Annotated in this window: 14 protein-coding genes; 11 read left to right on the top strand and 3 right to left on the bottom strand. The window is 66.1% G+C overall.

The annotated features are described in order from the left end of the window. Positions 1–56: 56 nt before the first annotated feature. The 7 genes from QQS14_RS08420 (at position 57) to QQS14_RS08390 (ending at position 10,757) form a co-directional block, all read left to right on the top strand. Complete coding sequence (locus tag QQS14_RS08420) at positions 57–1,955, top strand: SurA N-terminal domain-containing protein (protein ID WP_285906538.1); 1,899 nt, start codon at positions 57–59, stop codon at positions 1,953–1,955. 166 nt (positions 1,956–2,121) lie between these two features. Next, complete coding sequence (locus tag QQS14_RS08415; RefSeq protein ID WP_285906537.1) at positions 2,122–3,336, top strand: CgeB family protein; 1,215 nt, start codon at positions 2,122–2,124, stop codon at positions 3,334–3,336. A gap of 13 nt (positions 3,337–3,349) precedes the next feature. Further along, complete coding sequence (locus QQS14_RS08410) at positions 3,350–4,759, top strand: glycosyltransferase family 9 protein (protein WP_285906536.1); 1,410 nt, start codon at positions 3,350–3,352, stop codon at positions 4,757–4,759. Between the two features lie 166 nt (positions 4,760–4,925). After that, positions 4,926–6,773, top strand: coding sequence for a flagellar hook-length control protein FliK (locus QQS14_RS08405; protein ID WP_285906535.1), 1,848 nt, complete (start codon positions 4,926–4,928; stop codon positions 6,771–6,773). 12 nt (positions 6,774–6,785) lie between these two features. Then, positions 6,786–7,520 (top strand): flagellar hook assembly protein FlgD, encoded by a 735-nt coding sequence (locus QQS14_RS08400; RefSeq protein WP_285906534.1) that lies wholly within the window; start codon positions 6,786–6,788, stop codon positions 7,518–7,520. A 58-nt stretch (positions 7,521–7,578) separates the two neighbouring features. Beyond that, the gene (locus tag QQS14_RS08395; protein WP_285906533.1) at positions 7,579–9,243 is read left to right on the top strand and encodes a flagellar hook protein FlgE; all 1,665 of its coding nucleotides are present in this window, start codon (positions 7,579–7,581) and stop codon (positions 9,241–9,243) included. 581 nt (positions 9,244–9,824) lie between these two features. Further along, positions 9,825–10,757, top strand: coding sequence for a flagellin N-terminal helical domain-containing protein (locus tag QQS14_RS08390; protein WP_285906532.1), 933 nt, complete (start codon positions 9,825–9,827; stop codon positions 10,755–10,757). A 129-nt stretch (positions 10,758–10,886) separates the two neighbouring features. Here the strand turns inward: QQS14_RS08390 and rnc are convergent, their stop codons facing one another. Continuing rightward, the gene (gene rnc / locus QQS14_RS08385) at positions 10,887–11,597 is read right to left on the bottom strand and encodes a ribonuclease III (protein WP_285906531.1); all 711 of its coding nucleotides are present in this window, start codon (positions 11,595–11,597) and stop codon (positions 10,887–10,889) included. Positions 11,598–11,615: 18 nt separating this feature from the next. Here rnc and QQS14_RS08380 point away from each other — a divergent pair, with 18 nt between their 5' ends. The 3 genes from QQS14_RS08380 to QQS14_RS08370 all read left to right on the top strand — a co-directional run bounded on the left by QQS14_RS08380 (position 11,616) and on the right by QQS14_RS08370 (position 15,270). Next, entirely contained in the window at positions 11,616–13,718 is a 2,103-nt protein-coding gene (locus QQS14_RS08380) for an acetate--CoA ligase family protein (protein ID WP_285906530.1), read from the top strand. Positions 13,719–13,794: 76 nt separating this feature from the next. After that, on the top strand, positions 13,795–14,859 hold the full coding sequence (locus tag QQS14_RS08375) for a phosphotransacetylase family protein (RefSeq protein WP_285906529.1): 1,065 nt from the start codon (positions 13,795–13,797) through the stop codon (positions 14,857–14,859). 105 nt (positions 14,860–14,964) lie between these two features. Further along, positions 14,965–15,270 carry a DUF4911 domain-containing protein gene (locus QQS14_RS08370; protein ID WP_285906528.1) on the top strand — a complete coding sequence of 102 codons (306 nt, stop codon included), beginning with the start codon at positions 14,965–14,967 and terminating at the stop codon, positions 15,268–15,270. A gap of 144 nt (positions 15,271–15,414) precedes the next feature. Here the strand turns inward: QQS14_RS08370 and QQS14_RS08365 are convergent, their stop codons facing one another. After that, on the bottom strand, positions 15,415–15,669 hold the full coding sequence (locus tag QQS14_RS08365) for a flagellar biosynthesis anti-sigma factor FlgM (protein ID WP_285906527.1): 255 nt from the start codon (positions 15,667–15,669) through the stop codon (positions 15,415–15,417). A 386-nt stretch (positions 15,670–16,055) separates the two neighbouring features. On the opposite strand from QQS14_RS08365, the gene QQS14_RS08360 reads away from it, so the two are divergent. Beyond that, positions 16,056–17,747: a glycosyltransferase family protein gene (locus QQS14_RS08360; RefSeq protein WP_285906526.1), complete on the top strand. Its 1,692-nt coding sequence runs from the start codon at positions 16,056–16,058 to the stop codon at positions 17,745–17,747. A 17-nt stretch (positions 17,748–17,764) separates the two neighbouring features. Here the strand turns inward: QQS14_RS08360 and QQS14_RS08355 are convergent, their stop codons facing one another. Then, positions 17,765–18,415: a PilZ domain-containing protein gene (locus tag QQS14_RS08355; protein WP_285906525.1), complete on the bottom strand. Its 651-nt coding sequence runs from the start codon at positions 18,413–18,415 to the stop codon at positions 17,765–17,767. Between the last annotated feature and the right edge of the window lie 106 nt (positions 18,416–18,521).

The following is an 18,521-nucleotide window of genomic DNA, read 5'->3' as shown; positions in this document are numbered from 1 at the left end:
GCCGCCGCCCGGGTCCGCCCCGGCCGTGCGGTCAAACGCGCCCCTGTGGAGTAGCAATGCTAGAAATAATGCGTGAAAACGCCTCGGGATGGATCGTCAAGATCCTGTTTGGTATCATCATCGTGGTCTTTGTCTTCGCCTTTGGCATGAGCGGGCTCGACACCGGACAGGACCCGGTGCTGGCCACGGTCAACAACCAGATCATCACCAGGGCCGAGTTCGAGGACGCCTTTCAGCGCGCGGCCGAGGGGCTGCGCAGCACCAATCCCGAAGTGACCCCGGCCCAGTTGCAGGACCCGCAGTTCAAGCAGATGGTGCTGGGCGAGCTGATCAACAACCGGCTGCTCCTGGACGAAGCCGCCCGGCTGGGCATCACCGCCTCGGACGAAGAAGTCTTTGCGGCCATCACCCGCCAGTCCTACTTCTGGAACCAGGCCGGGGCCTTTGACCGCGACATCTATCTGGCCGCCCTGCGCTCCATCCGCATGACACCCACCCAGTTCGAAACCAGTTTCAAGCGCGAACTCATCGCGGGCAAGGTCACGGACATGATCCGCAGGACCGCCCTGGCCACGCCCGAACAGGCCCGCCAGATCTTCGACTGGGTCGGCGAGGAGGCGCGGGTGGACTACATCCTTTCCGCCCCGGCCGATTTTCTCGCCCGCGCGAGCGTGAACGAGGCCGAGGTGGAGGAATTCTACACGGCCAACGAGGCCCGCTTCATGGTGCCCGAGCAGGTGCGCGTGCGCTATCTGCTCTTCACGCCCAGGGACCTCGCCGCCCGCCAGGAGGTGAGCGACGAGGAGATCGAGGCCTACTTCCGGGCCAACGCCGCCACCATGCGCCAGGAGGAGGCGGTCAAGGCCAGCCACATCCTGATCCAGACTAGCGACTCGGACTCCGAAGAGAAACAGGCCGACGCCCGCAAACGCATCGACGCGGTGCATGCCCTGGCCAAGGCGGGCGGCGATTTCGCGGCACTGGCCCGGCAGCATTCCGAAGGCCCCAGCGCCCCTGGCGGCGGCGACCTCGGCTGGTTCGGCCGGGGCGACATGGTGCCCGAGTTCGAGGCGGCGGCCTTTGCCACCCCCGAGGGACAGGTCACCGAGCCGCTGCGCACCCAGTTCGGCTGGCACATCATATTTGTCGAGGACCGCAAGGAGGCCGGGGAACTGGCCCTTGACGACGTCAGACAGGACATCAGTCGGGCCATTGCCGAGGAAAAGGCGTCGGATCAGGTCTCGGACCTGCTCGACGAGGCCATGGACCTCCTGGCCTCGGGCATGGCCCTCGACGCCGTGGCCGACGAGCTGGGCATGCTCGCCGTGACCTCCAGCCCCATCCCGGCCCAGGGGCTTGTCCAGGGCTTTGGCCTGACTCCCGAGGCGGCGGGCGTGGTCATGCGCATCCCCACGGGCGAATCGCACAAGACCCCGCTCTCCATCGACGGCGGCTACATGCTGGTGGAGAAGGTCGAGGACATCCCGGCCGCGCCCCTGCCGCTGGACGAGGTGCGCGAGTCCATCATGGCCTCCATCTCCCAGCGCAAGGCCTTTGAGCTGGCCATGGCCGACGCCCAGGCGGTCCTTGAGCGTCTGACCGGCCCTGACGCCGAGCGGGCAGCGGCTGAACTGGCGGGACGCATCAAAACCTCCGAGTCCTTTGACCGCCAAGGCTTCGTGCCCGGCCTGGGCCAGAACCGTAATCTGGCCGACGCCGCCTTCGGTGCCACGGGCAGCGAGTGGCTGCCCGAGCCCTTTGCCCTGGAGGCGGGCGTGATCGTGGCCCGGCTCAAGGAGATCATCCCGGCCTCGGATGCCGACTGGGCGGAGCAGAAGGACGCATGGCTCGAACAGGCCAACCGCAACTACCAGTTCGAGGCCCTCAACGCCTACATGACCAACCTGCGCCAGCAGGCGGACGTTGACATCGCCCGGCCCGACCTGCTCAACTGATCCGCGGCACCGACAGACATCCCGCGCCCGCGCCGGTTCACGCCGACGCGGGCGTTTTTGCGTCTTGGGCCGATCCGGGGCATGGCTGCAACACCCCGATGCGCCATGTCAGCCCGGCCATCGCCGGAGTGGACAAAAACCGGGGGTGCCGTTAGTGAGAGTGACTATGCAGTCCTCCCCCAGCCCCTGGCCCAAATTCCACCGCGCCACGCCGCGCATCCTGCTGCTCACCAGCCAGTATTTCCTGACCGGCGAATTGAGGGCCGCGTGCGAACGCCTCGGCGTGGAGCATCAGGTTATGGATTTCGGGACCAGAGAGATGGACCTCGACGCCTTTGTCTCGCGCATGGTCACGGCCCTGACCGCCTTCAGGCCCGATTTCGTGCTCACGGTCAACCACCTGGGCGTGGACCGCGAGGGCGTGCTGGCCGCCCTGCTCCACCGCTTCGACGTACCCCTGGCCTCATGGTTCGTGGACAACCCGCACCTGATCCTGGGCACCTATCAGAACCTGCACGGCATGCGCACGGCCATCTTCACCTGGGATGCCGACAACATCGACTCGCTCAAGACCATGGGCTTCACCAATGTCCACCACCTGCCCCTGGCCGCAGACCCCACCCGCCTCGTGCCGCACCGTACCAAACCTGTGGCCGCGTGGCGCGCGCCCATCTCCTTTGTGGGCAACTCCATGCTGGGCAAGACCCTCAAGCGGCTGGAGGCGTCCAACCCGCCGCCCCGGCTGGTGGAGGCGGGCATCATGGTGGCCCGGGCCTTTGGCGAATCCGACGAGCGCTGCTCGGGCCGCTTCCTGGCGCGCCACTTCCCCGAGCTGCGCGAGGATTTCGAAGGGCTGGGCAGCCCGGAGCGCATCCAGGCCTTCGAGACCTTCCTCACCTGGCAGGCCACCCTGCTCTATCGGCTCGACTGCGTGCTGCGCATCCTGGACCACGCCCCGCTCATCGTGGGCGACCCGGGCTGGAAGCAACTGCTGGCAGGCCGCAAGGGCTGGCGCTACCACCCCGAATTGTCCTATTACGACGACCTGCCCGACTTCTATCCCCAAAGCGACATCAACTTCAACTGCACCAGCCAGCAGATGAAGGGCGCGGTCAACCAGCGCGTTTTCGACGTGCCCTGCTGCGGCGCGTTCCTGCTCACCGACTACCGCAGGCAGATGGAGGAGCTGTTCGAGCCGGGCAGCGAGGTGATCTTCTACAACCACCCCGACGAGATCCCCGGGCTAGTGGACATCTACCGAAACGACCCGGACAAGCGCCGCCGCGTGGCCCAGGCCGCGCGCAGGCGCGTGCTGGCCGAGCACACCTACGACCATCGCATGGCCCGGCTCATGGCCATCATGCGCGACACCTTCGCCTGACCCCGGTCCGCCCATGAGCGCCAAACGCCCCATTCTCATCCTCCAGATGCAGCGCATGGGAGACCTGATCCTCTCCTACCCGCTCATGCTCTGGCTCGCCCGGCAGTATCCGGGCCACCCCCTGTTCGTGGCCGCCGAGGAGATATTCTCCAAGCCGCTGATGCGCATTTCGCCCAAGGCCACCTATGTGCCGTGGACAGGGGTCCACAGCCTGCGCCAGCACCATTTCGAGCTGGTCATCAACCTGAGCATCCGCGAGGAAGCGGCCCGGCTGGCCCACGATCTGCGGGCCGAGGCCCGGCTCGGGCCGACCCAGACCCCGGAGGGCGTGCGCTTTGTCCACGGCCCCTGGCAGCTCTACCGGGCCTCCCTGGTGGGCAACAACCGCTACAATCGCTTTCACTGGGCCGACCTCAACGCCCTGGACGCCATCCCGGCCAAGGCCATGGGAACCACCCGCTTCGACCCGCCGCGCACTCTGCCGCCCGACACGGTCAGGGTGGGCCTGTTCCTGGGCGCGAGCGAGCCGGCCAAGCGCCCCTCGGCCCGGTTCTGGGCCGATCTCGTGCGCGAGCTGCTGGGGCGAGGGCTGCGGCCCGTGCTCTTTGGCGGCCCGGCCGAAAAGGATCTGGGCCGCCGGGTCATATCCCTGGCCAAGGCTCCGGCCCTCAACCTGTGCGGCACCCTGGGTCTGGACGAGTTCGGGGTCGTGGGCCAGACCCTGGCCCTGCTCATCACCCCGGACACCGGCCCCATGCATCTGGCCGCCTGGACCGGACTCAAGTGCCTCAACCTGTCCATGGGCCACGTCAACCCGTGGGAGACCGGCCCCTACGGCCCGGGCCACCTCGTGCTCCGGGCCGACATGGACTGCGCCCGGGGCTGCTGGCAGTGCTCCCTCGACAGGCTCCACTGCCACGACCCCTTCACGCCAGCCCGCATCGCGGTCCTGACCGCGCGCGTGGTCGCTGGCGACGGGCCGGACAAGCTGGCCGGGCTGACCCTTCCCGGCCTGACCCTCTTCAGGACGGCCCGGCGGCGCGGGCTCTACGCCCTGCACCGGCTCGACGCCGCCCCGCCCGACGCGGACCGGCTCGTCTCCCGCTTCTGGCACGCCTTCTTCCTCTGGCGGCTGGGCGGCCGCACCGAGACCCCTGCAGTGGCAGCCTGGGGCGAGGTGGCCCAGGCCGCGCCCGAGGCCGCCCGAGCCCTGCTGGACCACATTCCGGAGATGGGCCGCCAGTTCAAGCACGGCCTGCGCACCGGCACGCTCCTGACCAACTCCTTCTGGGCAGACAGCCCGGCCGTGGCCCGGCCCCTGACCGGTTTTGTCCAGATGGCCCTGGCCAACGGCAGCCACTCCCGCCGCGCCTGGGCAGATGCCCTGGACATGCTCGAAGGGTTCATCGCCGTCAGCGCCTGAATCCGACCCCGCCCCACCCCCCAACCCGGCAAGGAAGGCCACTCGGCTCGGCCCAAAAGCGCTCATCGGCGCTTTCTGCCGCTGTCGGCTCGGATCAATGCCCTGAAATGACTGCATTTCACCTTTGGCACACCTTTTGATTGTAGCCATGCCGAAGGAGTGAACCATGCAGAATATTCCCGGCATCCCCTTGCAAGACACCACGGACAGGCTCAAGGGCCAAAAGTTCTCCGCCTTTGGCAGGAACGATCAACAGTCCATGTTTGCCGAGGTCTTTGCCATGCATTCCGCCTCGGTGGAGAACGAGCTGTCCATGGCCCCGGTCGCCACCAGGGAGAAGATGCTCGACGCCGCGCCGGTGCGCCAGGAAGAAATCCGCACGGTTGCCAGCGACCCCAAGAACCGCTCCCGCGAAGCCGGGAAAGAGGCGATCCGGCCCGCCCGCGAGGCTCGCGACGCCAATAGGGACGAACGTGCCGAGCGCGACGAGCGCGACGAGCGCATGACCAGGGAGGACCTTGAAAAGGTCAGGGACGACCTCAAGGCCTACGGTTTGAGCGACGACGAGATCAAGGCCCTGGAAAAGAAGATTACCAGCGACGAGGGCATGACCTGGAAGGAATTCGTGACCGCCCTGGCCGAGAAGATGGAAATGACGCGCAAGGCCGCCCTTGGCGACGAGGACAAGGACGCGCTGGGCAGCTTCTTCGCCAAGCTCGGCTTCTCGGCCGAGGAGTCCGCCACCCTCGTGGCCAGGCTTGAGAACGGCGAGCAGGACAAGGTCATGAGCGAGTTGCAGTCCAGGCTGGCCGAACTGCCCAAGGCCCGGCAGCTTCTGCTGACCAAGGAGGAGGTTGTCGCCTTCTCGTCAGCCATGGGATTTTCCGGCGAGTTCACTGCCAAGCTCAAGGAGATGTTCGGCTCCACCACCACGGTCAAGGAGATGCGGGAGGCCTTCACCCTCATCCGCCAGGAGATGGCCGACATGGACGCCAAGGACCGCTCCCTGGTCCGCGCCGTGGGCAAGGTCTTTGCCCAGGCCATGGGCGAGCAGGCCCGCGAGAGCAGCGCGGCCCGCAACCTTGAAGCGGCGGTGGACCTCAAGCCCAGGGTGGCCGAGGACGCCCCCAGGGCCGAGGCCAGGAACCAGGCCAGGAGCCAGGTCCAGCCCCAAGTCCAGGCCCAGCCCCAGCCCCAAGTCCAGGCCCAAGTCCAGGAAGACTTCAAGGAGGCGGTGGACACCCGTCGGGACAACGCCGGAGCCGAGGTTGCCCGCAAGAGCGGCCAGCCCCTGCCCGAAAAGTATGGCGAGAGCACGACCGACAACGGTCGGCGCGAGTCCAAATCAGAAGCCAAGGCTGATGCCAAGCCGGAAGCCAGAACCGAATCCGAGTCCGATTCAAACAAGGCGTGGAACAATTTCTTCGGCAGACTGAGGGATGACTCCGGCACCGCCGAGAGCCGCACCCAGGTCAGGACCGAAACCATGGAGCAGGCGCTGAAAACCGACGCGGCCGACACGGCCTCCAGGACCCAGAGCCGGGCCTGGGAAAAAGTGGACGCCCCCAAGGTGATGCGCCAAGTGGAAAACGCCGTGTTCAGGAACCTGACCAACGGCACCAAGCAGCTCACCCTGCAACTGACCCCCGAAAATCTTGGCAAGCTGAGCATCGTGCTCCAGGTCCAGGGCAAGGAAGTCAACGCCGTGATCCGGGCCGACAACGCCGAGGCCGCCAGGGTCATCAATGAAAACATCGAAGTGATCCGCAGCGCTCTGGAAGGCCAGGGACTCAAGGTCGAGAAGCTCGACGTGCAGGCCGGACTGGCTGGCAACCAGGACAACACCTGGGCGGGCAACGACCAGCACAACCTGGCCCGCGAACGCGAGATCATGACCGCCATGCGCAGGCACATGCGTGCCATGCGCGGCGAAACAGGCGGGGAAGCCGCGGCCGGTCTCAGCGAACCGGTCCACGCACCGCGAACCGAAAACGGCATTCACGTCATCGCCTAAGCGAGGTTTGTCATGGGATACTACGACACCACCGGCGTCTATCTTGGCGCACAGGAGCAGCGGCTGGCCGCGTCCAACACCCCCACCAACAAGACGAGTCTTGCCCAGCAGGACTTCCTGACCCTGCTGGTGGCCCAGCTGACGCACCAGGACCCGCTCAACCCCATGCAGGACACGGACATGACCTCGCAGCTGGCCCAGTTCTCAAGCCTTGAGCAGCTGACCGGCATCAACGATGGCGTCAAGTCCCTCAACTCCGCCATGACCCAGACCGACATGCTCTCCGCCGCCGCCTACATCGGCAAGGAGATCAAGGCCGAAGGCTACAAGATCAGCATCAACGAAGGCAACGCCTCGACCATCTACTACGGTTTTGGCGAGCCCGTGACCAACATCTTCATGAACATCTACGACGGCGAGGGCGCCATCATCCGCACCGTGGAGCTGGGCAGCAAGGAGGCCGGGACCTACCAGTACAAGTGGGATGGCCGGAACGAGGCGGGCCAGTTGATGCCCGACGGCATCTACGGCGTGGGCATCCTGGGCCGCGACGTCAGCGGCGGTGCCGTCATGGTCCAGACGGAAATCTCGGGCACGGTCGATGCCGTGGTCAACGAGGGCGGGACCCAGTACCTGCGCCTCAAGGACGGCCGCTTCATCAGCTTCCTCAACGTCAAGGAAATCGTGGACCCGGGCAGCAAGAGCATCACGGACGACACCGACACCTCGGAAGGGGCTGAAGGATAGGCAATAACCGCCGGAGCGGCAACGCCCCGGCTTCTTGGAGAAGATACAGGAGGTAGTTATGGGTTTAGGGTCATCTCTCTACGCGGGCATCACCGGCCTGACCGTGCACTCGGAGCGCATGACGGTCATCGGCAACAACCTCGCCAACGTCAACACCGTGGGCTTCAAAGGCACCACCATGCAGTTCGAGGACCTCATGAGTCAGGACTTCGCCACGGTCAACGGCATCGGCCAGGTGGGTCGCGGCGTGCGCATATCCACCATCTATTCGGACTTCGGCCAGGGCTCTTTCGAGTCCTCCACCGAGGCCACGGACATGGCCATCTCCGGTGACGGCATGTTCATCGTCTCCCCCAAGGGAACCGACGCCAGGCTCTACACCCGGGCAGGCAACTTCCGCTTCGACAACGACGGCTACCTGGTGGACCCGCACGGCTACGTGGTCCAAGGCTGGGAAGTCGAGCAGGCCACCACAACCGTGTCGGCCGCCGGAACCGCGACCCCCACGGGCAGCGGTTCCACCCGCATCGTGGGCACCCCCACGGACATCAGGCTCGACAACTTCCAGTCCGCGCCCAGGGCCACCACGACCATGACCGTGGTGACCAACCTCGACCCCACGGCCACGAGCAAGTCCAACAGCACCGACCACCCCTATTTCGCCATGTTCGAGAACTGGAACGGCGCTGCGGAGAAACCGCTTGACAACAACCGCTTTGCCTACTCCACCACCATGAAGGTGTTCGACGACATCGGCACCGCCCACAACGTGACCGTGTACTTCGACCCGGTCACCCTGAGCAACGCGGGCGGCGACACTGTGTGGGAGTTCATGGTCACGGTCAATCCCCAGGTGGACAAGCGCACACTCAGCGGCGCGGACGGCTCCTTGACCCCCATCGGCAAGGGCCTGACCTCAGCCGCCGGCGTGCTCATGATCGGCACCCTGACCTTCTCCACCGGCCAGCTCACCGGCATGAGCGCCTTCACCCTCAAGTCCAACGGCGGCAGCACTGGCGGGCCCAAGGATCTGCGCAACTGGACCCTGGCCGACTTCTCCACCGGCGGCTACCCCGTGTTCACCGCCAACTTCCTGGGCAAGTCCAACGCCAGCTCGACCGGCGACGACAACGCCACCCTCATTCAAATGGACTTCGGCATGTCCAACAAGGACCTAGGCAGCACCGGATGGACCGTGCCCGTCGGCGGCCTGCCTGACAACGCGGCAGCGGCGTCCCTCTCCTACACCACCAACACCAGCAGGCTGCCCAACTTCAGGGACCCATCCATCAGCGCCCTGGCCACCCAGAGCTACAACACCGGCGGCTCATCCACCCTGTTCCAGAGCCAGAACGGCTACTCGGCGGGCATCCTCCAGAACATCTCGGTCTCCCGCGAGGGCGTGCTCACCGGCCACTACTCCAACGGGCAGGTGCTTGAGCTCTACGCCTTGACCCTGGCCACCTTCACCAACAAGCACGGGCTGCGCCGCGAGGGCGGCAACCTCTTCTCCGAGACACGCGAGTCCGGCCCGGCCCTGACCGGCCAGGCAGGCTCAAGCGGCAAGGGCACCGTGGACGGCAACGCCCTGGAACTGTCCAACGTGGACATGGCCACGGAATTCGTGCGCATGATCACCACCCAGCGCGGCTTCCAGGCCAACACCAAGGTCATCACCACCGTCGACTCCATGCTCGGCGAAGTGATCGCCATGAAGCGCTAGAAACGTACCCAAGACGTCCCGCCCACAGCGCGAGGACGCCTTCTCCAAGACCGCTCCGCGTCTGACCCGCGTGGAGCACCGCACCGACCGGCCCGGCAGGAACATCCTGCCGGGCCGATCCGGTTCTGCCGCCCGCAAGCCCCACCGGCAGGCGCGGCCCAGCCCGGCCCCCCCTTCAGCCGGACTCCGAGCCCGCGACGCCCTGGCCTCCCTGTCCGCCATCAAATCGCCACCCCCTGCACCACCCGATCACGGGGCGATCACGGGGCCGCGATCACCACGCCAGACCAGCCAGCCACCCCCTGCGGCTCGCTCCAGGTCCCTGGCCTCGCCCTCACCCAGACATTGGCCGGGCCGAACCATCGCCCAACGGCCGCGCCAACAGAGCTTTTTTTGCTGCCCCATGGCGGCAATCCCTTGACGAGCCAAGGGCTCCCGGCGATTTCCCCTTAGGCAAAAAATGTCTGTCTAGACATTATTTAGAATGTTAATATATTAATATTCCTTAACAAACTTTATTTGGCACACATAGTGCTTAAGACAGCGCAAATGGATTTGAAGTTTGAACAAGGAGGGTTCTGATGTCTTTAGTTATCAACCACAACCTGATGGCGATGAACGCCCAGAGGAACCTGACGGACCACTACGGCCGCCTTGGTGTCTCGACCCGGCGTTTGTCATCCGGTCTGCGTGTCGGCACGGCTGCCGATGATGCGGCCGGGCTGGCGATTCGCGAACTCATGCGCTCGGAAATCAGCTCTCTGCACCAGGGCATCCGCAACGCTGCCGACGCGATTTCGCTCATCCAGACGGCCGACGGCGCATTGCAGGTCATTGATGAGAAACTCATCCGCATGAAAGAGCTGGCCATGCAGGCGTCCACCGGTACGTACAACTCCGACCAGCGCCTGATCATCGACTCCGAGTACCAGGCCATGTCTTCGGAAATCAGCCGTATCGCCATGGCCACCGACTTCAACGGAATTTACCTGCTCAACGGCAACCTCTCGGGCAACCCGGGTGTTGACCACGACGGCACCGGGCTCTCGCCCACCGGCCCGCTGAAGATCCACTTCGGCACAGGCAACGACAGCTCCGAGGACTACTACTATGTAGCCATCCAGGGGTCCACGGCCTCGGCCCTGGGCCTCGGCCACAATGCCGCCCTGAGGGAAGGCGTAGGACTCACCTGGGAAGAACAGGTCGCGGGCAGGGCCATCTCCACCCAGGCCCTGGCCCAGGCGGCCATGGCAGCCATCAACGACGCGATCATCTCCAAGGACAAGATCCGCGCCAACCTCGGCTCCATGCAGAACCGGCTGGAAAACACCATCACCAACCTGGAAATCCAGGCCGAGAACCTGCAAGCCGCAGAATCCCGCATCTCCGACGTGGATGTCGCCCAGGAGATGACGGAGTTCGTGCGCAACCAGATCATGACCCAGTCCGCTGTCGCCATGCTGGCGCAGGCCAACTCCCTGCCGAGGATGGCCATGCAGCTCATCGGCGGCTAGCCGCACCGGGTCGGCTGACGCGACTGAAGACGATCGGAACCGGCCCGGCGGCCCCTGGCCGCCGGGTTCCGGTCGCCGGTCGTCTGCGCGCGTCCGGCCCAAAGGCAGGACCTGCGCCCGCCGCGTCGGCTACCGCTCTTCAGTGGGGGTGTGGTTCTCGTCGGGTTCGAGGGCGTCGAGGGCGAGCCGGGCCGCCTCCTGCTCCGCCCGCTTGACGCTGGTGCTGATGCCGCGAAATATCTCGCCCGTGGGCAGGGTGGCATCGACCATGAAAATCTTCTCGTGCTCAGGGCCGCTGTTCCCGGCCAGCACGTAGACAGGACGATCGCGAAACCGCTCCTGGGCCACCTCCTGCAACCGGCTCTTGTAGTCCTTGGTCTCGGGCAGCATCTCGGGCCGGGGCCACCGGTGCTCGAAGATGTGCAGGATGGTTTGCCGGGCCGCCTCGAATCCGCCGTCCAGAAACACCGCGCCCATGAGGGCCTCGAAGGCGTCGGCCAGCAGGGCGTCGCGGTCGCGCCCGCCCTGCAGCTCCTCGCCCTTGCCCAGCAGGATGTGCCGATCCAGCCCAAGCTCCCTGGCAATGGCGGCCAGGCTCTTCTCCTTGACCATTTGCGAACGGATGCGGGTCAGCTGCCCCTCGGGGGCGTCGGGAAAGCGGCGATAGCCCTCCTCGGAGACGCACAGCTCAAGCACGGCATCGCCCAGGAACTCCAGCCGCTCGTTGTCGCCGTCCCCCTCCTGCTCGTTGGCATAGGAGCTGTGGGTCAGCGCGGCCCGCACAAGCTTGACTTGCCCAAACCTATGATGGATACATTGCTGCAGGTCGCCGATGTCCATTCAACCTCTCCGTGGTATATGCAGTCACACGCCAGCCTCTCCACCCTGTTCAATCCCGACTCCGTGGCCGTCATCGGTGCCTCGCGCAATCCGGGCAAGCTCGGCCATGTGGTGCTCGCCAATCTGGTGGGCGCAGGGTACAGGGGGAAATTGTTTCCCGTCAATCCCGCCGGGGGTGAAATCCTCGGGCTCCCGGTCTACACCGCCATAGACCAGCTGCCCCATGCGCCGGATCTGGCCGTGGTGCTCCTGCCGCGCAAGCAGGTGCTGGCCACCCTGGCCGAGCTGGCCAAAGCCAACGTCCGCTCCGTGTGCGTCATCACCGCCGGATTCCGCGAGACGGGCCGCGACGGCTTCGAGCTTGAAATGGAGATGGCCGAGCTGGCGCGGCGCCGCAACATGACCCTGCTCGGCCCCAACTCGCTGGGGCTCATCAACACAGCCTGCGGCCTCAACGCCACCATCGCCCAGGCCATGCCCGCCAAGGGCTCGGTCGGCTTCTTCTCCCAGTCCGGGGCGCTGTGCTCGGCAATCCTCGACTGGGCCGACGGCGAGGGCTTCGGCTTCTCCAAATTCGTCAGCCTGGGCAACAAGGCCGCCCTGTCCGAGGCGGATGTGCTCGAAGCCCTGGGCGACGACCCGGACACCAGGGTCATCATCGGCTACCTCGAGAGCGTGGACGACGGCGAAAAATTCCTGCGCAAGGCCCGCGCCGTGACCGGCACCAAGCCGGTGATCATGATCAAGGCGGGTACCACCCCTTCGGGCGCGCGGGCCACATCGAGCCACACCGGCTCCATGGCCGGGTCCCTTGATGCGTCCACCGCCGCATTCAGGCAGGCGGGCATCATCGAGGTGCACGACCTGGAGGCGCTCTTCGATCTGGCCCGGGCCTTTGCCGAGCAGCCCCTGCCCAAGGGGCCGAACCTGACCGTGATCACCAACTCCGGCGGCCCGGGCATCCTGGCCGCCGATGCCTGCGAAGGGGCCGGACTCTCCCTGGCCCGTCCCGGCCAGCAGTGCCTTGAGGCCCTGACCCTGGCGCTGCCGCCCTTTGCCTCCATCTACAACCCCATCGACATCATTGGCGACGCAAAGGCGGACCGCTACCGGGCCACGCTGGATGCCGTGGCTGCCGACGAGACCACCCACGCCATCCTGACGCTGCTCACGCCCACGGCCTCGGCCGAGATCAAGGCCACGGCCCAGGCCATCATCGACACGGCCAAGACCTGCGACAAGCCCGTGTTCGCCTGCTTCATGGGCCACGAGCGCATCGGCCCGGGCCGCGACATGCTCATGGCCGCGGGCGTGCCCTGCTACGCCTATCCCGAGCCGGCCATCCGCGCCATCGCGGCCATACTCGCCCACCACCGTTGGCTCAACCGGCCCCATCCGGTGGAGGTCTGTTTTCGCCGCGACAAGGGCAAGGCCGAACACGTCATCGACAAGGCGCGCAAGCTGGGCTTAAGCGAGCTGCCCTTTACCGACGCCATGACCGTGGCCGCGGCCTATGAGCTGCCCGTGCCCGAGACGCGGCTGGTGCGCACCAGCGAGCAGGCCGTGCGCGCGGCCAAGAAGCTCGGCTATCCCGTGGCGCTCAAGATCGTCTCGCCCCATATCCAGAGCCGGGCCGATGTGGGCGGCGTGGCCATCGACCTGCACACCCCGCGCGACGTGCGCGACGCCTGGCTGGCCATCACCAGCCGCTGCCAGCGCAAGCGCCCCGACGCCTACATCGCTGGCTGCATGGTCCAGACCATGGGGCCGATCAAGGCGCGCGAGGTGGAGGTGCGCTTCACCCAGGACCCGCAGTTCGGGCCGCTGCTCTCGTTCTGTCTGGCCGGGCCGCTCTCCGAGATGCTCGGCGACGTCAGCCACCGGCTGGCCCCCCTCACGCTCCAGGATGCCCAGGACATCGTGCGCGAAATCCGCTCCTTTCCGCTCCTGCGCGGGGCGCGGGGCGAGGAGCCGGTCAACCTGACGGCCATCGAGGACATCCTCTTGTCCATGTCGCAGCTGGCAAACGACTTTCCCTCCATTCAGGAGGCCGTGCTCAGCCCGGTGCTGGTCAACGCCGAAGGCGCCCTTGTTTCAGACCTGCGCTTGACCATCGGCTGATTATTTCGCAATGTCATCAAGACGAGCCGTGAGCCCAGGCCGCGCGCTCGCTTCACAACCAGGGAGGAAATTCGGCATGGCAGGTCTCTACATCGGTTCGACCACCGGGTATTCGGGCAAGAACATGATCATCATGGGCCTGGGCCTCAAGCTCCAGAAGGACGGCTTCAACGTGGGCTACATGAAGCCCGTCGGCGCCATGCCCATGGAGGTGGACGGCAAGCTCGGGGACGAGGACGCCGTCTTTGTCCAGGACGTGCTCGGCATTCACGAGGACCCGGAGCTGGTTTCCCCCGTGGTGGTCACCCAGGATTTCAAGGTCAAGGCGTTCTCCAACAACATGGAAGGGCTGCTGGACAAGATCGTGGAGAGCTACAAGACCCTGTCCGCGTCCAGGGATGTCACCCTGGTGGCGGGCTCGGGCTCCATGTACTCCGGCAGATACTGCAACACCGACGCCCTCTCGGTCATCAGGCAGCTGGGCATCAAGGCGATCATCATCGACCGCTTCCAGAAGGAACTGAAATACGACTACCTCATGGTCATGAAGGAGCACCTGGGCGATCAGCTGGCAGGCGTCATCCTCAACGACATCCCGCCCCACTTCATGGACGAGGTGGACCAATTGCTCGGCCCGGCCCTGGAGGCCAAGGGCATCAAGATTCTCGGGGTCATCCCCCACGACCCGCTCATGGGGGCCATCAAGGTGGCCGATCTGGCCGACCGGCTGGGCGGCAAGATCATCTCGGCCCACAACAAGGCCGAGCGCGTGGTGGAGACCTTCCTCATCGGCACCATGCAGGTGGAGAACTTCATGACCCACTTCCGCAAGAAGAAGAACTCGGCCATCATCGTGGGCGGTGACCGCTCGGATGTCCAGCTGGTGGCGCTCGAAGGCGACTGCCCCTGCCTGGTGCTCACCGGCAACCTCTACCCCAACGACATCATCCTGACCCGCTCCGAGGTGCTGGAGACGCCCATCATCATGGTCCGCGAGGACACCTTCACCGTGGCCAAGAAGATGGACGACATCCTCTCCCGCCACAAGCTGCGCGACGCCATCAAGATCAAGCAGGGAGCCGAACTGGTGGCCAGCCACCTCGACTTCCAGCACATCAAGAAGGAGCTGGGGCTGAAGTAGGCTCGGCCAATCCCATCAAAGCCAAAGGCCCCGTCTTCGGGGCCTTTTTCTTCCACTGTCGGCCCGCCTGTTGCCAACCGACCGGACTCGGGCTAGGACCAAACCATGAAGAACACGTCCAGACGAAAACCACGCAAGCGGGCCTGTCCGCCGCCACCCCTGCACTCGGCGCGGACCTATGTGCGCTTGGAGCCGTCCAAGATCGGGCTGTTCCGCTTCCTGCTCGAAGCCCACGACAACCTCGGGGTATTCACCGTGACCAACCGCTTCACCGGGATTCTGCAACTGCGCTACAGCCCGCACCTGCGCCGCGAGATGCGCGCCTTTCTTGATGCCGCGGCCACTGAGATGGCGGTGGAGATAGTCCTGGACCCGGGCGGGGCCACTGGTCGGCCCGGCCGCAAGGGCTGACGCGACCCCGTTGCCCGAGGCGGCCCCAAGGGGTCAGCCAGAGGAGATCATCCAATATTTCTGGATATTGTGACTGGACAGCCAGGATGGCGAAGGTCGGGATGCGTGATGCCCGGCACCCATGAGTGGCCCCTGCGGGGTTCCTTATGGGGTCGGGTCCATGGCCGAGGTGAGCAGCTTGGCGATGTCCTTGATGTCTGCCCGGTATTGGCCGGAGCGCACCAGGGACTTGAGCCGGGCGATCTTGCGGGCGCGCTCTGCCTCCTCCTCGTGGTCGAAGCGGTCGCGGCCGAGGCGGGCGCGGTCCGGGCGCTCCCCTCTGGCTGCATCGAAATCGCTGAGGACGCGTTCGGTTTCTATTTCGGCCGCACTGTCGCGACCTGATTCCTGCCTCTTCATCAACCCCTCCCTGGGTCGTTGAAGGTGTGGGGGACGGACCTTTCGGCCCATCCCCCCAGTCTCCCCCCCGTCCGTTGCGGCACCCTGGTCCGCGTCCATGCAGACGGCTCTCCTCGCTGCCTTCGGCCCTGTCCCGGGTCGTGTCCCGGATACATTTCCCGGGGCCGGGGCCGGGCCTGAGCGCTCGGGTTACCCCTCTTATCGGCAGTGACGCGCGTTAGGCTTAGGCCTGGGCCGCGCATTTGCGGCCAAAGAAACTCCCTGTCATATCGGAAGGTTGCTTCTGCGGCCATGCGTGTCGCAGCTGAGGCATGGTGTGAAAAAAGGCAGCATGGCGAGGGGGTTACCCCATGACAACCAGGGGGAAATCAGGTTATGTCCGAGGCATGGGTGAAATCAAGAACGTGTGCCTGATCGACGGGCCCCAGTTGCTTGCCACTGCCTTCGATAAACTGGGATGCGATGTGCTGCGCCTCGCCGGTTCCGGCGGAGCGGTGCTGGACCTGGGCGAGGCCCTGGCCCGGGCGCGGGAGGGGCGCGGCTTTGTGCCGGACCTCGTCGTGCAGATCGAGTCCCTGGGGCGGCGATGCCTGCTAGCGGGGCTGGATTCGCTCGCCTGCCCGGCCATGCTCTGGTGCATGGACCCGCACCTCAACGGGTATTGGCATGCGCCCTATGCGCGCCTTTTCGACCTGACCTGCTCCTCGCAGCGGGCGGCCATTCCGGCGCTTGCCGGGCGGGGCGCGGCCGATGTGCGCTGGCTGCCCACCTTCGGATTGTCCTCGCCGAGTCCAGCCCACGGGCAGCGCACGCGCGACGTGGCCTTTGTGGGCCGCCAGAGCGCCGCCCGGCCGGGCAGGACATGGATGGTACGGCTGCTTGAGCGGTCGTGCGCCGGGCATGTACTGACCGTGACCGAGGGGCTCTCCTTCGGGGCCATGCTCGATCTCTACCGCGACGCGCGGATCGTACCCAACGAATCGATTCTGGACGAGGTAAATTTCCGCCTCTTCGAGGGCGCGTCCTGCGGCTGTCTGGTGCTGGGCCAGGACCTGGGCGAGGAGCAGGCATCGCTGTTCGAGCCGGGCCGCGAGTTCGACACCTATGCCGACGGGGTGGAGCTTGTGGAAAAGCTCGGCCTGTACCTGAAGAACCCCAGGCTGACCCAGGCCATGGGCCAGGCAGGTCGTGCGCGGGTGCTGGCCGAGCACACGGTCCGGCATCGGGCGCAACGCATCCTGGAATACGGGCGCGACGCCACGGACCTCCGGGCCAGGGGGCGCGAGGCCGATATCTGGCTGGCCCTGACCGTGGCCACTATGTGGGAAGCGGGCATGTTCGGGGGATCGGCCCGGGAGGTTCTGGCGCGGCTGGCCGGGGGCGCCGGGGCCATTGATCTGACCGTGTCGCCCGAGATGGTCTGCGCGGCCATGCGCGTGCAGGCCATGGCCGGGATGACCGCCCCCCTGGCCACGACGGTGGACAGTCTGCTGGCCGCCGGGCTGTGGGAGGATTCGGCCGAGGCGAACCTGACCGGGTCCATGGCCGCCCTGCGCCTGGGCCGTTTCGACGCGGCCAAGTCCTTCTGGTATCGCCACATCCGCAACACCGGGATCAAAAACCCCGGCCCGCCCGGCTCGCCGGACGATCTGCGCATCCTCTGGGCCAGGAATGCGGCCCGCCGGGGGGCGGTGATCCGGTCCGGGTTCGCCTTTGACCCGGCCACGCACCTGCCCGCCTCGGCCAGCGAGTGCCTGCTGGCCGTACTGAACGACCGGCCCGAGGACCCGCCCATCATGCGTCTGCTCGATACCATGCTCAGGCCCCTGCCCGGATATTCGCAGCTGCGGGTGGGATTGCTTTCTTCGCTGACCCTGCGGGAGCGCGACGACTGGCGGCTGACCCTGGATCTGGCGCTGGCCAACCTGCGCTCATACCGGGTCGAACCCGGCCTGGAGGAATTGGCCATGGCCCAAAGGCTGGCCAAGTCGCAGGGGCAGGAGCGCGCCTTTGCCCGTGCCCTGGCCGCAGCCGACCGCTCAGGCCTGCTGGCCGCCCGTCTGGCCCCGGCGGGCTGATCGCGGCGGACTCTGGTTCAGTCTCCGCTGTCCTTGGCGTCGCGCAGCTGCGCGATTTCTTCCGCCTGATCCTCGGCAATGTCGATGAACATGATACCCACGCCCGGCCGGGTCCCCCCAGCACTGGACCACCGGACGCTCGAAAAGATGGGCCGCCTGTTGGCGAGGCGGGGAATCCTGACGTGGGCGAAGGTCTCGCCCGGGAAGGTCCTGGCGGCCTTGATGAAGCAGCCGCCGGGCGAGATGTCGAGGATGAGGCCCTCCAGGGGATGGACCAGACTCGGGTCGTCCTCGCGCGAGAAGAGACAGGGGAGCAGGGCCGCGACCCTGTCGTGGGCGCGCACCCTCTTGCCCGCAGTCTCGGCCAGACTGGCCAGGAAGCGGTCCCTGGGATCGAGATAGGCCACAAAGCCGACCCGTGGATGCGGCTTGGTACGCAGGACCGGAAAACACCCGGCGTAGCTGAACAGCCGGTCCCGCTCGGCCCGACCGGCCCGCATGACCTTGCCGATCTCAAGGACCAGCCCGGCGAAGTCGGCATCCTTGAGCCGGGCCAGCAGGGTGGCCGCGTCCCTGACGAACACCGGCGGCCGTCCATCAAGCAGCAGATCAGTGCCGTAGAGGGCCGGGGTGTCGGTAAGGACGAATATGGGGGTATCCGGGGCCACGGCAACCTCGCGTCGCTGGGGTGGATGGGAGGCCCCATCCTAGCCGCAATATCCCGGACGTGTAAAGCCGCGCCAGTTTTCTTCGGCGTCTGCCCCCATGACGGGA

This window comes from Pseudodesulfovibrio pelocollis (assembly GCF_030282845.1).
GTDB classification, from domain to species: domain Bacteria; phylum Desulfobacterota; class Desulfovibrionia; order Desulfovibrionales; family Desulfovibrionaceae; genus Pseudodesulfovibrio; species Pseudodesulfovibrio pelocollis.
The sequence above is the reverse complement of the archived record's forward strand: the minus strand, read 5'-3'. Positions and strand labels throughout refer to the sequence as shown.

Excerpts from the sequence above, each read along its gene's own strand:
- QQS14_RS08420 (WP_285906538.1), top strand. The coding sequence starts at position 57 with ATGCTAGAAATAATGCGTGAAAACGCCTCGGGATGGATCGTCAAGATC.
- QQS14_RS08415 (WP_285906537.1), top strand. The coding sequence starts at position 2,122 with ATGCAGTCCTCCCCCAGCCCCTGGCCCAAATTCCACCGCGCCACGCCG.
- QQS14_RS08410 (WP_285906536.1), top strand. The coding sequence starts at position 3,350 with ATGAGCGCCAAACGCCCCATTCTCATCCTCCAGATGCAGCGCATGGGA.
- QQS14_RS08405 (WP_285906535.1), top strand. The coding sequence starts at position 4,926 with ATGCAGAATATTCCCGGCATCCCCTTGCAAGACACCACGGACAGGCTC.
- QQS14_RS08400 (WP_285906534.1), top strand. The coding sequence starts at position 6,786 with ATGGGATACTACGACACCACCGGCGTCTATCTTGGCGCACAGGAGCAG.
- QQS14_RS08395 (WP_285906533.1), top strand. The coding sequence starts at position 7,579 with ATGGGTTTAGGGTCATCTCTCTACGCGGGCATCACCGGCCTGACCGTG.
- QQS14_RS08390 (WP_285906532.1), top strand. The coding sequence starts at position 9,825 with ATGTCTTTAGTTATCAACCACAACCTGATGGCGATGAACGCCCAGAGG.
- rnc (WP_285906531.1), bottom strand. The coding sequence starts at position 11,597 with ATGGACATCGGCGACCTGCAGCAATGTATCCATCATAGGTTTGGGCAA.
- QQS14_RS08380 (WP_285906530.1), top strand. The coding sequence starts at position 11,616 with ATGCAGTCACACGCCAGCCTCTCCACCCTGTTCAATCCCGACTCCGTG.
- QQS14_RS08375 (WP_285906529.1), top strand. The coding sequence starts at position 13,795 with ATGGCAGGTCTCTACATCGGTTCGACCACCGGGTATTCGGGCAAGAAC.
- QQS14_RS08370 (WP_285906528.1), top strand. The coding sequence starts at position 14,965 with ATGAAGAACACGTCCAGACGAAAACCACGCAAGCGGGCCTGTCCGCCG.
- QQS14_RS08365 (WP_285906527.1), bottom strand. The coding sequence starts at position 15,669 with ATGAAGAGGCAGGAATCAGGTCGCGACAGTGCGGCCGAAATAGAAACC.
- QQS14_RS08360 (WP_285906526.1), top strand. The coding sequence starts at position 16,056 with ATGGGTGAAATCAAGAACGTGTGCCTGATCGACGGGCCCCAGTTGCTT.